The sequence below is a fragment of the Jiella mangrovi genome, from assembly GCF_017815135.1.
GTDB classification, from domain to species: Bacteria; Pseudomonadota; Alphaproteobacteria; order Rhizobiales; family Rhizobiaceae; genus Jiella; species Jiella mangrovi.
Genome location: NZ_JAGJCF010000002.1, coordinates 395,577 through 410,750, shown reverse-complemented (window position 1 = coordinate 410,750; position 15,174 = coordinate 395,577). Strand labels below are relative to the sequence as shown.

Annotated in this window: 9 protein-coding genes and 1 tRNA gene; 8 read left to right on the top strand and 2 right to left on the bottom strand. The window is 65.6% G+C overall.

Annotated elements, in window-relative coordinates; all coding sequences use genetic code 11:
* Positions 1-315 precede the first annotated feature (315 nt).
* A complete protein-coding gene (locus J6595_RS04790) occupies positions 316-4,071 on the bottom strand; it encodes an ATP-binding protein (protein ID WP_209593291.1) in 3,756 nt (1,251 codons plus the stop codon).
* A 276-nt stretch (positions 4,072-4,347) separates the two neighbouring features.
* Here J6595_RS04790 and J6595_RS04785 point away from each other — a divergent pair, with 276 nt between their 5' ends.
* From J6595_RS04785 to queC, 3 genes are all read left to right on the top strand, one after another.
* Positions 4,348-4,800, top strand: a complete 453-nt coding sequence (locus J6595_RS04785; RefSeq protein ID WP_209593290.1) for a phasin — start codon at positions 4,348-4,350, stop codon at positions 4,798-4,800.
* Between the two features lie 306 nt (positions 4,801-5,106).
* Positions 5,107-5,183, top strand: a tRNA-His gene (locus J6595_RS04780).
* Between the two features lie 183 nt (positions 5,184-5,366).
* Positions 5,367-6,089: a 7-cyano-7-deazaguanine synthase QueC gene (queC, locus tag J6595_RS04775; protein WP_245197613.1), complete on the top strand. Its 723-nt coding sequence runs from the start codon at positions 5,367-5,369 to the stop codon at positions 6,087-6,089.
* 55 nt (positions 6,090-6,144) lie between these two features.
* Here the strand turns inward: queC and J6595_RS04770 are convergent, their stop codons facing one another.
* Positions 6,145-7,968 (bottom strand): cyclic nucleotide-binding and patatin-like phospholipase domain-containing protein, encoded by a 1,824-nt coding sequence (locus J6595_RS04770; protein ID WP_209593288.1) that lies wholly within the window; start codon positions 7,966-7,968, stop codon positions 6,145-6,147.
* 424 nt (positions 7,969-8,392) lie between these two features.
* Here J6595_RS04770 and J6595_RS04765 point away from each other — a divergent pair, with 424 nt between their 5' ends.
* From J6595_RS04765 to J6595_RS04745, 5 genes are all read left to right on the top strand, one after another.
* Positions 8,393-10,582 carry an anthranilate synthase gene (locus J6595_RS04765; RefSeq protein ID WP_209593287.1) on the top strand — a complete coding sequence of 730 codons (2,190 nt, stop codon included), beginning with the start codon at positions 8,393-8,395 and terminating at the stop codon, positions 10,580-10,582.
* Between the two features lie 23 nt (positions 10,583-10,605).
* A complete protein-coding gene (locus J6595_RS04760) occupies positions 10,606-11,508 on the top strand; it encodes a cation diffusion facilitator family transporter (protein ID WP_209593286.1) in 903 nt (300 codons plus the stop codon).
* Between the two features lie 359 nt (positions 11,509-11,867).
* Positions 11,868-13,589 carry a 2-isopropylmalate synthase gene (gene leuA, locus J6595_RS04755; protein ID WP_245197640.1) on the top strand — a complete coding sequence of 574 codons (1,722 nt, stop codon included), beginning with the start codon at positions 11,868-11,870 and terminating at the stop codon, positions 13,587-13,589.
* A 7-nt stretch (positions 13,590-13,596) separates the two neighbouring features.
* The gene (locus tag J6595_RS04750; RefSeq protein ID WP_209593284.1) at positions 13,597-14,370 is read left to right on the top strand and encodes an alpha/beta fold hydrolase; all 774 of its coding nucleotides are present in this window, start codon (positions 13,597-13,599) and stop codon (positions 14,368-14,370) included.
* A gap of 90 nt (positions 14,371-14,460) precedes the next feature.
* Positions 14,461-15,111 carry a hypothetical protein gene (locus J6595_RS04745; protein WP_209593283.1) on the top strand — a complete coding sequence of 217 codons (651 nt, stop codon included), beginning with the start codon at positions 14,461-14,463 and terminating at the stop codon, positions 15,109-15,111.
* Positions 15,112-15,174 lie beyond the last annotated feature (63 nt).

The window sequence follows — 15,174 nt, the reverse complement described above, 5'->3', positions numbered from 1 at the left end:
TCGCGTGGCGGTCCCGCGATTTGGAACACTTTGCAACCCGAAAGAGGACGGGCCGCGAGTATGCCGAATGCCATAGCATCATCTCTTTCGCCAGTACAATCAATGACTTGGAAGGGTTCTAAACTGGCTTTGCGGCCTCGCGGCCATCGAACCGAGCGGTTTCAGGCTGTTAGCGGTCATAAACGTTGCGCGGGAAAACCGGACATTCACGATCACATATTCGTGGCCTCAGGTCGCCTCGCGACGAATCGCTGCTATCGAGGTGGCCGGCTCTCGGAAGAAGGCGTTCGGAGGGGGGCTGACGTCCCGGCGCTCTCAGTCGAGCAGCACCCGTGCGGGCGGAAAGCGCACCTCGACCAGCGTTCCCTCGCCGGGGGTGGAGGCGATGGAAAATTCCGCGCGGTTTGCTTCCGCAAGCGCTTTCGTGAGCGGCAGGCCGAGGCGGCTGGTCTCGGCGGCGGCGCTGGTGCGGCCGGTGCCCGGCCCGCGCAGGGCGGTCTCTATCTCGTCCTGGCGCATGCCGACGCCGGTGTCGCGAAAGCGCAGGGAAACGCCCAGTTCCGGCTCATATTTCAGCGAAACGATCAACTGTCCGCCGGCCGGCGTCGAGCGGATCGAATTGGCCACGAGATTGGTCGTGATCTGGCGAATGGTGTCGTGATCGCCAACGACGGGCGGGACCGAGGAGGGCAGATGGGTGCGCACGATCACCCGTTGCCGGTTTGCCTTCGGCGCCATGACCGCCGTGACCTCCGCGACGATCTCGGCGAGCGAGACCGCTTCGAAGGACACGGTCTTCTCGCCGGATTCCACCTGTGCAAGGTCGTGCAGGATGGTGACGAGGTCGATGACCTGATGTCCCGAGCGCTTGATGTCCTCGAGATATTCCAGATACCGCTCGTTGCCGACGGAGCCGAGACTCTCGGTCACGATCAGGTCGGCAAAGCCGATGATCGCATCGACCGGATCGCGGATCTCCTGGGCCACCTCGGACAGGAAGGTGCTTTTTTGCAGGTTCGACGCTTCGGCGTGGGCCCGGGCCCTGACCGCCGTTTCCTCGGCGCGTTTCCAGCGGGTGATGTCGTGGATGACGGCGCAATATCCGCGGCTGCCCGGAACCTGGCCGAGCGACACTGCAAGCGGCAGAAAGCCACCGCCCGCGACGCGGCCGATGACATCGATCCGCGAGAACCACTTGGCCTCGCGCTCCACGACCTTGGCCGGCGTGTCCTGCCCGCGACCCTTGTCGGTCAGAAGCACCTTGATGGCTTTCTGGCTCTCATGGGCAAACAGCGTCACGAAGGGGCGCCCGGCGACGTCCGCCGGAGCAATGTCGAAAAGCTCACGGGCCGCACCGCTCATCGCCGTTGTCATGCCGGCATCGTCGACGAGGACGATGCCATCGGCGGCGAGATCGAGAATGGGGTCCGCAAGGCTTTCGGCAGAAGGCCCGGGGAGAGAGCCCTCCGCGGTATCGAACTTTTCGTGCGAAATGAACGCAAGGCGCGGCGATGCGAAGAAGGAGAAGATGAGACAGCCGACGCCCTCGACGCTCGTTCGCTGCATACGGGCGCGGATGGCGACGCTCGTTCCGTTGGCCCGGCGTAGCCGCAGGCGGTCGGCATCGCCCTCCATGCGGTCGAGAACCAGGCCGTCGAGCCCGCCTGCCGAGCGAAGTCCGGCGAGATCGTCATGGCCGGTCAGATCGAGAAACTCGCGATTGGCATAGACGAGATCGGTGCCCGCCTGGGCCAGGATCGGCAGTGGCAGCGTGCCATAGACCTGATCGAGCACGGATGCGAGATCGCGCGATCCGGCCCGAGGCTCGCCGGAGGGTTCGGTGGCGGTGAGCGCCGGGTCCGCGCCCTGGTCCTCGGCGGACGAGGCATCCGGCGCGTCCGCTTCGCCGCTCTGCCGGCTCTCGAACTCCTCGATCCGTTCCGATGCGGCACGCACGGCCTCGACGAGGTCGCGCGGATCGGAGCCCTGTGCCAGCGTCTCGCCGATCGCGCGGAAGGCGGCTTCCTCGGTCTGGCTCAGGCCGGCATTGGCGGGGCGGCGTCGTTCCTCGAGGCGGATCACCTTTTCGTCGCGGCGCTCCTCCTGCGGCATGTCATGCCGGGCAGCGCCCTCGGCCTGTGAGGGCTGAGGGGCTTCCGGCCGCCGCTCCGGCTCGCGCCGACCGAAATTGACGGGCGGCGAGGCACCGATGGTGCGGATGAAGGCCGGCAGGGTCTCGCTGTCGCTCTCACTCTCACCGGTGACCGCCTCGGGTTCCGCCAGCGTTTCGAACGCCGCGTTCGGGTCGAGACCGATCGCGGCGGGATCGTCCTCGGCATCGGCGAGACGAACGATCCCGAAGCCGCGAAAGCCGTCGAAGGAGCGGTCGCGCGCATAGACGGGCAGGGCCGCGAGATCGACCGGCACTGTCTTGGCGGTCTTTTCCAGCGGCCACATCACCGTGCGCCCCGACCAGGTCTCCCGCCGCGACAAAAGCCGGCGAAGCGCGCCGTCCCCGTCGAGGCCATAGGCGCGCGCCACCTCGTCGACGCTGCGGTCGAGGATCGCGGCGGAGACGGGGCCGACGGCGGCGGCAAATTCCGGCGACAGCGAGCGAAACCGCCCCTCGCTGTCGATGCGCCAGACGAAGCGAACCGGCTCGCCGCCGAGTTGGGGCGAAAATGCCTCGCTCTTTGCCGGTTCGTCGCCGGCATCGGCAGAGGGTTCGAAATCCGAAGCGGCGAGAGGCCGGACGCCATCGACGGGCTCCTCGGTCTCGGGAGCCGGATCCTCCTTATGGCCGTCTTCCGGCGGGTCGGCGTCTTCGCGGACGGAGCTCTCGCTCTCTTCCGGCCTCGAACCGTCTTGATCCTCCGCCGCGCCACTTGCCTCCGGTTCGGCGACCGGCTCGACGCTGTCGTCGTCGTCGTCGTCTTCGTCGTCGGCTGGCTGCGCTGTGGCGGTCTCGGCCGACAGGCCCTGCGGCGGGCCTTGATCCGCCCCCGCAGGGGAGGGGGGCGCCTCTTCCTTCGGCTCTGACGAGGCGTCTTCGGGTTCGCCAGCTAGAGGCTTCGGCGGCGAGGGCATTTCCTTCCCAGCCTCAGCGGAAACATCATCGGTCGCCGCGCCATCTTCATCCGGCGCTTGCGGCAAATCGTCATCTGCGGGATCCCCGGACTGCGCAGGCGCCGCCATGTCCCGTTCTGCGGCATACTCCCCGGATGCGATTGCGGCCGCGGATGGTTCGTCCGTTTCCGGTTTTGCTGAGACGGGAGCGGGAGCGGCGCTGCCCCAGACGGAATGCAGACGGCGAACGCGCCGTGCGGCGGGCTTGGCAGGTGCTGACTGAGAGGAAACCAGCTCCTCCGCAGCGGGAACAGCTGCGTCAGCTTCGGCTTCGGCTTCGGCAACGGGCGGGAGCTCATCTGCCGGCTCGTCGATCGGCAGGATCAGCAGGCGATCTGCCGCGATCCGTGCCATCAGGGCGCGGCCGCCGGAGGCGGGTTCGAACTCCGCAAGGTCACTTTCGCTCGAAACGAAGCTTGCCGCTTTGGCGCTCGCCGCGAGATCGTCTCCACCAGACAGCTCGCCGGCGGCCGTTTCCGTCGGCAGGAGGCGCGCCTCCGCCGTGTCCGAAAGCCCGGCTTCGGTCAAAAGCGCAGCGTCGCGCTCCGCCGGGCCATAGGCGGCGCGGGAGGCGGGGACGGTCAAAAGCGCGACGTCTCGGTCGCCGTCCCCGTCCGGATCGTTCCAGGCGATCAGGCGCAATTCACCCGGAATGCTCGCCGCCCGAAACCCGCCGCCGATGCGCAGCAAAAGGGACGCGCGGCCCTTGCGGGCAAAAATCCCGCGTGATCCGGCCAGCTGATCGCGGATCCTGGCGGGTGTTTCGGCGTGGTCTTGCGGGCCTGTCGAAGCAAGGCCGAACGTCTCTGCGCCCGCGCTGTTGGCCCAGACGATGGCCGACAGATCCGCAGACAGGACGACAAGCGCAGTGAGCCCGTCATTCGCATCGCGAATGGCGGGGCTTGCCATGAGGGCCAGCGTCTGTCGCATCAAGATCGTCGCCATGGGTTCGTTCGTTGCCTCTGCCACACGCGCATCGTCGGTGAGGCCCGTTCAATCCGTATCGTTTTAAGCTTTCATTCATAGTGTTCCGACGGTTCGGAATAAAGGAGCACTTCCCGTCACGCACCACGGACTTTCGAAACGGTTAACGATTGAGCAATTGCGAAAAAATCTATCGACTTATGTTGCAGCGCAGCATAATCGGTGTTACCTCAGGAACCGAAGGGGATGAAGAGGCTTTCCCCGACACCAAGAACAAGACCCTGAGGAGATAGCCAGATGGCCGCAGCCAACAGCGATCCGTTCGCCATGCCGAACCCGCAGTCGATGCTCGGGATGGATCCGAGCCAGATGAACGAGACCTTCCGCGCCATGACCCAGAAGTCGATGGAGCAGTCGAAGGAAGCCTACGGCCGGATGAAGGCCGCGGCCGACGAGGCGACGAAGGCTCTCGAGACGACGATGGAAAGCGCCCATCAGGGCTCGCTTCAGCTCTCGAAGAAGGCCATCGACGCGATGCGCACCAATGCCGAGCTCGGCTTTGCCCATCTCGACTCGATGATGTCGGCCAAGTCCTTCGCGGAAGTCATCGAGATGCAGACCGCCTATGTGCGCAAGCAGGTCGAGATGGCGACCGATCAGGCCAAGGAAATGCAGTCCCTGTCCCAGTCCGTCGCCAAGGACATGATGAAGCCGGGCCGCGAGGCTTTCCAGAAGGCGACCAAGAGCTGAGCCGAACCGGCTTGCAGCGTCGCTGCGTCTCCCCCTCGCGGTAAGACGCGGCGAAGGTTTCATGGGGCGCGCCTGCCGCGGCCCTTTTGTTTTTGGGCGCCACGGCCGCTCAAAGACCGCTTGCGGCGTCTCGATGAAACGCGGGAGCCGGGACGGTTGGCCGGATGGCGGCGGCGTCTTTCCTCGGATCGGTGAAAACCAGTCCGGCGATGCGACGAGCGGGCTTGCATCGCCCGGCGAAAATCACTATCCGGTCTTTTGCGGAACGGGGTGCGCGACATTCGATCGAACGCCGCGTTCCCGTGTGCGGTTGTAGCTCAGTTGGTTAGAGCGTCGGATTGTGGCTCCGGAGGTCGGTGGTTCGAGACCACCCAACCGTACCATCGCCTTTTTGCAGGTTCTCTTGATCGCATGGATGGGCGACCCGATGGCGAAGAAGCAGCGCCTGGACGCTCGGCTCGTCTCCCGTCGATCGACGCGCTTCCCTTTCGGTGTCCGCTCGGCGTTTCTGGCGATTGCGACGATGCGCCGTCACGAAGTCCACCCTTCGACCGATGAGGATTGCCATGGCCGATGAAACGCGGGCGCTCGTCCTGTTCTCCGGCGGGCAGGATTCCACCACATGCCTCGCCTACGCGCTCGAGCGATTCGATCACGTCGAGACGATCGGCTTCGATTATGGCCAGCGCCATCATGTGGAACTGGATGTTCGGCCGGTGATCCTGGCGCAGTTGCGGGCCGGCTTTCCCGACTGGGCGGCGCGGCTCGGCGAGGATCACATGATCGACATGGGCGTCCTCGGCCAGATCAGCGAGACGGCGCTGACGCGGGACGCGGCGATCGCGATGGAGGAAGGCGGCCTGCCCAACACCTTCGTGCCCGGTCGCAATCTTCTGTTCCTCGGCTTTGCCGGCGCGCTGGCCTATCGGCGCGGGCTCAAGCACATCGTGACCGGCGTTTGCGAGACGGATTTCTCCGGCTATCCCGACTGCCGCGACGACACGATCAAGGCGATGCAGCTCGCGCTCAATCTCGGCATGGAGGCGCGCTTCGTTATCGACACGCCGCTGATGTGGATCGACAAGGCGGCGACTTGGGAGATGGCCGAAAGGCTGGGCGGCACCGCGCTGGTCGATCTCGTTTGTGAGGAAACCCACACCTGTTACCACGGCGACCGCAGCCATCGCCACGACTGGGGCTATGGCTGCGGGAGCTGCCCGGCCTGCGAGCTGCGGGCGGCCGGCTTCGAGCGGTTCAAGAAGGGCAGGGCGGCAACGGCACCGGCCTGACGGCCGGTTCTGCACATCCGGCACTCGCCGACCTTCGCAAGTCTCCGGTCAGTGCTCAAAGAGCGTCCGGACTTTCGCATCCGTTCCGCGCCTCGGCCAGCAGCGCTTCGAAGCCGCCGGCCGCTTCCAGACGCCGAGCGGCATGGTCGTAGGCGGCGGCCTCCTGCTCGCGCACGAGGCGCCAGTCGAGAATGCCCATCCCGGGCACCGACTTCGGTTCGATGAGAACGTCCTCCGACAGTTTCATGACCCGGGCGACACGACTGCTCGACACCGTCATGGCGCGGGTGACGGTCTCGATGATCCGCGGAAAATCCTTGCTGTCGTGCCGGCGGAGCGCCAGCTGCCGGGCCAGCGTGCCGCGCGGCGGCAGCGCGTCGTAGCGGGTCTCCACGGTCCAGTCGCTCTCGACCGACAGGGCGATGACGACGTTCGGGCCAGGTTTCAGCGAGCGCATCACGTCGAGCGGCAGGTTATCGAGAATGCCGCCGTCGACCAGCACCTCGCCGGTCTCCGTGACGAAGGGCGGCAGCGCGGCGGGGATCGAACTCGAAGCCCGGATCGCATGCCAGGCAAGCCCCCGGCGATGCAGCTCGAGCTTTGCGCTCGACAGGTTCGTCGAGACGGCAAAGACGCTGGTGGGGCAGTCCTCGAGCGCGAGGTCGCCATAGCGCCTGACGAGCGCGGCATCGAAATGGCGATGGTCGAAGACGCTGTAGATCGGCACCGTCAGGCGGCTGAGGGCGCGTTCGCGCAGGAAGAACGCCTCGAAATGATCCATGAAATCCTGCCTGTCCCGGCCGCTGGCATATTCGACCGCGACGCTGGAGCCGATGCTCGCGCCGCCATACATGTCGAATGTCGCGCCTGCTTCCAGAAGTGCACGCATCACGCCGAGATGGCCCGAACCGAGCGCGCCGCCGCCTCCGAACACGATCCCGAGCGCGCGTCCCGTCAGGAAGCGCAGGAGGCGATCGATATCGGCAGGCCGGTCGATCGCGAGGTGATGATGGAGCTGGACCGAGCGGTCCGCGAGCCAGTCCCTGGTCGAATGAATCGCCTCGCCGGCTCGCTTCCGCCAGAGCGCGAGGCCGGTGTTTCGCGCCGGAAACAGGCTGAGCGCATAGGTCTCCAGTTCGCCCTTCGGCACGGGGCCGTTGCCCGCAATCCGACCTTCGCCGAGAAGCAGGAGAAAGTCCGACTGGCGCAGCGCCGCGCGGTCGAAGGCCGGGTCGCCGTCGCCGGTCAACAGGACGAGGCGATCGCACTGGGTTTCGCGCGACAGCATCCACGTCGCGAAGGCGCCTTCGTCGCCGATGTCGATCCCGCTCGGCACGTCTTTTCGCCTCACGACGTCGGCGCCCGTGGCCGCGAGCTTTTCGCAAAGGTCGAAAACGAGGTCGGCGGGCGGCGGTGTCGGCCCGGCGGCACAGATTCCGATATGGCCGGGCACGCGCGGCGACAGGGCAGGCGCCGTCGTCGCGGCGGCGGCGAGCCGGCGCCCGAAGGCGCGCAGCACGGCCTGTCCGAAGGCCGGCACCCGCGCCGACACCGCCTCGTATGCGCTTCGCGACAAAGAGAGGAGCTCGCTGTCGCGCGATGCCCTGACGTCGGCGGTGCGGCGCTCCCCGGCAAAGAACGCAATCTCGCCGATCGGTTCGCCGGCCCCGATCTCCGCCACGAGCTGCCCGCCGCTGCGCAAGACCTCGAACCGCCCGCGGAGGACGAAATACAGAACGTCGGCTTCTTCGCCGAGCCGGATCAGATAGCGGCCGCGGGGCACGCGCAGATGTTCGACTTCGCTGAGGATCTCGCTGCGCTCTTCCGGCGAGAGCGAACCGAAGATCTCCAGGTCGGCCAGGATCGGTCCATGCTCCACTGTCACAGCATCCCACAACGATAATTGCTAGGGCGTCAGTATCCCATCGCGTTCCATAGCGTAACCATGGCAAAAGATCAGAAGCACAAATATTGTTGCGGCGGCAGGCGCCGCTCGGCTTTGACGTCCTGTTCGCGATGACTGTTTGCTCTGGCGATCCGGCGAGGGTCCGCGATAGCCGCCGCTCGTCCGCCACGCCGTCTGTTGCCCGAAAGCGGCTTTCGGCCCATTGCCCTTTGTCCCGCCAGCGGCTATCGATCAGCCATGGAACACACGATCGTCACGATGAAGAACTGGTGGTGGGCGCTCTAAAGAGCGGCCGGGCCGACGCATGTCGTGATCTCGAATATAGGCCGCCTCGAAATCCGGGCGGCCTTTTTGCTTGTGGCGTCCGGACCAACGGGCAAAACCCGGGAGACTTGGGATGGTGAGCGAGCATCTTCAGGACGGCGCCGAGCGCTACACCACGCAAGGCGGCGTGGTCGTGACGCGGCGGCGCGAGAAGGTCGATTACGAAGGCGCGATCGACCCGTATTTCGACAAGCTCGACAATCGCCGCGGGGCGATTCTGTTTTCCAACTATGAATATCCCGGCCGCTACACCCGCCAGGACGTCGCCTTCGTCGATCCGCCGCTCGCCATTGCGTCGCGCGGTCGCGATCTCTGGATCGAGGCGCTGAACGAGCGGGGGCGGGTGCTTGCCGGCTTTATCGCCGAAGCTCTGCGAGGCTGCGATGATGTCGCATCGCTGGCCGTGGATGACGCGCGGATCGACGTCACGATCGCCTCGCCGAAGGGCGCGGTGACCGAAGAGGAACGCTCGCGCATCCCGACGGTCTTCTCGGTCCTTCGCACTATCGTCTCCCTGTTTCGTTCGCCGGAAGATCCGGCGATCGGCCTTTACGGTGCGTTCGGCTACGACCTCGCCTTCCAGTTCGACCCGGTGACGGAATCGCAGGCTCGCGACCCCGCCCGCCGGGACCTCGTGCTCTATCTTCCCGACGAGATTCTCGAGGTCGACCACTACTCCGCTTCCGCCTTCCTCACCCGCTACGACTTTGCCGTCGACGGGGCGTCGACCGAAGGGCTCGAGCGCGGCGGCCCGGAGGCGGCTTTCGCCGCCTCTGACAAGATCCCGGCGCGGGGGGACCACAATCCCGGCGAATATTCCGAGCTTGTGCGCGCCGCCAAGGAAGAGTTTCGCCGCGGCAATCTGTTCGAGGTCGTTCCCGGCCAGGTCTTCTACGAGCGGGCCGAGCATATGCCCTCGGAGATCTCGCGCCGGCTGAAGGCGGTGAACCCGTCGCCCTATTCCTTCTTCATCAATCTCGGCGACAACGAATTCCTGATCGGCGCCTCGCCGGAAATGTTCGTCCGGGTCAATGGCCGCCGGGTCGAGACCTGCCCGATCTCCGGCACGATCAAGCGCGGCGAGGACGCGATCTCGGATTCGGAGCAGATCCTCAAGCTGCTCAACTCGAAAAAGGACGAGTCGGAGCTCACCATGTGCTCCGACGTCGATCGCAACGACAAGAGCCGGGTCTGCGAGCCGGGCTCGGTCAAGGTGATCGGCCGCCGGCAGATCGAGATGTATTCGCGGCTGATCCACACGGTCGACCACATCGAGGGCCGGCTGCGGGACGGCATGGACGCCTTCGACGCCTTCCTCTCCCACGCCTGGGCGGTAACTGTGACCGGCGCGCCGAAGCTCTGGGCCATGCGCTTCATCGAAAGACACGAGAAGAGCCCGCGCGCCTGGTATGGCGGCGCCGTCGGCATGGTCCATTTCAACGGCGACATGAACACCGGCCTGACGCTGAGGACCATTCGGCTGAAGGACGGCATCGCCGAAGTGCGCGCCGGCGCGACGCTGCTCTATGATTCCAACCCCGAGGAAGAAGAGGCCGAGACCGAACTCAAGGCCTCCGCCCTTCTCGGCGCGATCCGCGAGGCGGGCGCCGCCAACGCCACGTCCGGGGCGCGGGAGGCCGCGAAGGTGGGCGAGGGCCTGCGGGTTCTTCTCGTCGACCACGAGGATTCCTTCGTCCATACCCTGGCGAACTACTTCCGCCAGACTGGCGCAACGGTCGCCACCGTGAGAACCCCCGTCGCGCCCGAAATCTTCGAGCGGATCGACCCGGATCTCGTCGTCCTCTCGCCTGGTCCCGGCATGCCGTCGGACTTCGACTGCAAGGGCACGATCGCCGCGGCGCGCGAGCGCGGGGCGGCGATCTTCGGCGTCTGCCTCGGGCTTCAGGCTCTCGCCGAGTCCTATGGCGGTGCGCTGAGGACGCTGCATGTTCCGATGCATGGCAAACCCTCGCGCATAAGGATCGACAAGCCGGGCATCATCTTTTCCGGCCTGCCTGCCGAGATCACCGTCGGCCGCTATCATTCGATCTTTGCCGATCCGGTGCGCCTGCCGCGCGACTTCGAGGTCACGGCCGAGACCGAGGACGGCATCGTCATGGCCTTCGAACACCGCAGCGAACCCGTCGCGGCCGTGCAGTTCCACCCTGAAAGCATCATGACGCTGGGTGGAGATGCCGGTATGCGGATGATCGAGAACATCGTCGCCCATCTGCCCCGCCGTGCCAGGGAGAAGGCCGCCTAGCTCGGGCGGTCGAGTTTTTCAGAATGCCTGAAGCCAATGCCCCGATCGCCAAGCGCGTAGCGGCCGCGAGCGTCGTGATCGCGCTCGTCGTGCTCGCGATCAAATACGTCGCCTATATCCTGACCGGCTCGGTGGCGCTGTTTTCGGACGCCTTGGAATCGATCGTCAACGTCGTCGCCGGGCTAATCGCCTTGTGGGCCGTGACGGTCAGCTACAAGCCGGCCGACAACGACCATCCCTTCGGCCACACCAAGGCGGAGTATTTTTCCGCCGTCGTCGAGGGCGTCCTGATCGTCTTGGCGGCGCTCCTGATCCTTCGAGAGGCCTGGGGCGCCTATCTCGAGCCGCGCGCCATCGACGCGCCGGTCGAGGGGCTTCTCATCAGCGGCGTGGCGACGGTCATCAACGCCGTCTGGGCGGTCTATCTCATCCGCTTCGGAAGGGGGCACCGCTCGCCGGCCATCGCTGCCGACGGACGGCATATCATGACCGACGTCGTCACCTCGACAGGCGTCGTCTTCGGCCTCGTCGTCGCGACGCTGACCGGCTGGACGATCCTCGATCCACTGCTGGCCGCTGTCGTCGCCCTGAATATTCTCTGGGAGGGCGCACGCGTCGTCACCAGTTCGCTTTCCGGCCTGATGGACGAGGCGATCGACACCGATTCCGAAGCGAAGGTGCGCGAAACGATCTCCTGCAACGCCGAAGGCGCGCTGGAAGTGCATGACTTGAGGACACGGCTTGCCGGCCGGGCGATGTTCATCGAGTTCCATCTGGTGGTGCCGGGCAAGATGACCGTCGCTGACTCCCACAGGATCTGCGACCGGATCGAGGATGCGCTGCAGGAGCTGTTCACCGGCGCCCGCGTGCTGATCCATGTCGAGCCCGAGGACGAGGCCAAGCAGACCGGCGTGCCGGTTTTGTAAGACCGCTCTGCCGAAGGATGGGCTGGCGATCGATCAAAGCGCTTGCATTGCGAAAGCTGTCGGCTATTTTGCGCACCATGGAATTTTCGAGGACCCCGCTGAATGAGACCAGCCTGCCGCGTTGCGGCGGGGCGGCTCTGCGCGCGTCCTCCAAGCTACTGCTCCTCCTTCTTAGCGGCGACCGTCGGGCCCGGTAGCAAGGGGCGTCCGGCGGTCGAGCGGGCTCGGCGCGATGCCGGCCACAGTCCCTTGGTCTTCACAAATCCATCGAAATATCGGATGCGTCCGCCATCTGCGCCGCTCGTGACAGCGCGCCGCGGCCGTCCGTGAGACCGAAAGGTTCAAAACCCATGTCCGCCATGCCCCAGGCTTCCTCCGTCGCCCGAGAGACCGCCGAGCCCGATCGCCGCACCATGCCCGACGCGCCGAAGAAATACCGGCCCTACGGCACCATCGATCTGCCCGACCGCACATGGCCGTCAAAGACCATCACCGAACCGCCGATCTGGTGCTCGGTCGATCTGCGCGACGGCAACCAGGCGCTCGTCGACCCGATGGGCCACGACCGCAAGGCCCGCTTCTTCGCGATGCTGCTGGCCATGAACTTCAAGGAAATCGAGATCGGCTTTCCGTCGGCCTCGCAGACCGATTTCGACTTTGCCCGCTGGTGCATCGAACGGGGCGGCACGCCGGACGACGTCTCGCTGCAGGTTCTGGTCCAGTGCCGGCCGGAGCTGATCCAGAGGACCTTTGAATCGCTCGAGGGCTCGGTCCGGCCGATCGTCCATTTCTACAACTCCACCAGCGAATTGCAGCGCCGCGTGGTGTTCCAGAAGGACCGCGCGGGGATCCGGCAGATCGCCGTCGACGCTGCGAAGATGATCGCCGACATGGCGGCCAAGGCCGGTGGCGGCTACCGCTTCGAATATTCGCCCGAGAGCTTCACCGGTACAGAGCTCGATTTCGCCGTGGAGATCTGCAATGCGGTCGCCGAGGTGATCCAGCCGACGCCCGACGACAAGCTGATCTTCAACCTGCCGGCCACCGTCGAGATGTCGACGCCGAACGTCCATGCCGACCAGATCGAATGGATGTGCCGCAATCTCGACAATCGCGACAGCCTGATCGTCTCGCTGCACCCCCACAACGACCGCGGCACGGCGATCGCCGCCACCGAACTCGGCCTGATGGCCGGCGCCGACCGCGTGGAAGGCACCTTGTTCGGCAATGGCGAGCGCACCGGCAATGTCGATCTCGTGACGCTGGCGCTCAACATGTACACGCAAGGGATCGACCCCGGCCTCGACGTCCGTGACATCAACGCGATCAAGGACGTCTACGAGTACTGCAACAAGCTGGCGATCCCCGAGCGCCACCCCTATGTCGGCGAACTCGTCTACACCGCCTTTTCCGGCTCGCATCAGGACGCGATCAACAAGGGCATGAAGGCGAGGCGGGCGGCCAACTCGGAAGTCTGGGAAGTGCCCTATCTGCCGATCAATCCGAAGGATGTCGGCCGCAGCTACGAGGCGATCATCCGCATCAACTCGCAGTCGGGCAAGGGCGGTATCGCCTATATCCTGCAGGCCGACTACGGCCTCAACCTGCCGCGCAATCTGCAGATCGAGTTCCGCGAGGACATCCAGCACATCACCGACGAGACCGGCGTCGAATTGCCGGCCAAGGCGATCTACGAGCGCTTCATCGAGCGCTATGTCGAGCAGCCCGCCGGGCGCATCAAGTTCGTCGACCACTTCACCCGGCCGAACCAGAATGTGAAGGGCGAGCGCATCGTCGAGGCGATGATCGTCGATGGCGGCCAGGAGATCACCATCGAGGGCAACGGCACCGGGCCGATCGACGGCTTCATCGATGCGTTGAAGCGCCATCTCGGCATCGAGTTCTCGGTCTTCGACTATTCCGAGCACTCGCTCGGCGCGGGCTCCGATGCCCGGGCGATCTGCTACATGGAAATCGCCCATGCGAACGGCCGACTGTTCGGCGCGGCGATCAACAAGAACATCGTCTCGGCCTCGCTCGAGGCGATCGTCTCGGCGGTGAACCGCATCCTTTCCGAGTGAGGGGCCGGTGAGCGAGGCGGCGCGGCTTCATGCGATCGAGAGGGGTGGCGGCGAGAAGCCGCCGCTCGTCTTCCTGCACGGCTTCGACGGGCAGGCGGAAGCCTTCAGGGACATCGTCCAGGTCTTTGCCGAAGAGGGCCGGCGATGCCTCGCCTTCGACCTGCCCGGTCATGGCCGGTCGCGGGAGTTTCCCGGCTTCGGCCCACCGAAGGTCGCGGCGCGGGCCGTGCTCGCCGAGCTCGCGGCGCGCAAGATCGCGAAGGCGCATTTCGTCGGTCATTCGATGGGCGGCGCGGTCGCCTGCCTGAGCGCCTTGTTCGAGCCGGCGCGCGCGCTCTCGCTGACGCTTCTTGCACCGGGCGGGTTCGGTCCCGAGATCGACGCCGAGAAGATCCGCGCCATGATGGACGCAACGAGCGAGGCGAACCTGATCGCCGCGCTCCGGGCAATGGTGGCCGAGGGATTTACCGTTTCGCCGGACATGGCCAGGCATTGCAGCGATCGGGCGGGGCGGGCCGAAATTCGCACGGTCTTCGATCTGCTTTTTTCGACCGGTGAGCAGGGCGTCCTGCCGCTCGAAGCGGTCGCGGCGACTGGTGTTGCCATTGAGGTGCTTTGGGGCGAGGCGGACACTGTCACCCCGGTTTCCCAGAGCAAGCAACTTCCGCCGCAATTTTATGTCAGGCGACTTCAAGATGCCGGCCACATGCTGACACTGGAAGCTCCTAGCGAGAGTGTCGCCGCAATTCGCCGGGCGATCGCGCGGGGCGAGGGCGCCTGAAATGCCCTTGCGGGCGATCGTTCCAGTTTCTTTCGATGCGAAACGCCGTTACGGTTAATTTTCGGTTCAGCGGGTCGATTCGAGGTGGGAATGAGCGAGACGAAGGAAACGATCCCGCATCTGATGGGGACGAAACGGCTGGCAGATGCGGTGCGTCAGGCGAAGATCGCTGCGGCGCAGCGCTCCGATGTCGTCGTCGATATCCGCGAGGCCGACCGCGCCCGGCTGGATATCCTGGCCGAGGAACTCCAGCCGATCACCCGCGAACTCGATCCGGCCGACGACTATTTCGATTTCACGGTCTCGGGCGGCGCGCATCCGCGCCTGTGGATCGACGGAACCGCCAACGTCATGATGGCGCGTGACCGGCGGACCTATCGCTTCGTCCGCGAGACCCGCCTTGGCCGCCTGACGCTCGCCGAATCGACCGAACCGCGCGTGATCGCCGACCATGTGACGAACTATGTCGCGGAGCGGATCGTCGATCGCGAGAAGGCCTATGCGGCCGACGATGCTCTCGGTGACGGTGACGTCGGTCAGCAGGGGCGCAGTTCCAAGCCGTCCCATGCGAGCGACGAGCCGCTGCGGATCAACGAGCCGCAGAAGAAGGACGAGAAGCGTCCGCGCACGAAGACCACCGAATTTGCCATCGCGCTCGTCTGGCTGATGATCGGCGCCGTGCTCGGTGCGGCGATCCTCCTTGCCATCGCCTCTTACCGCGGCATGACCATTCCCGGCTGAGCGGCATGGGGTTGGGGGCGGCGTCTGCCCGACAACCGGTCTTTTCCCGTAGCGCAGATTTTC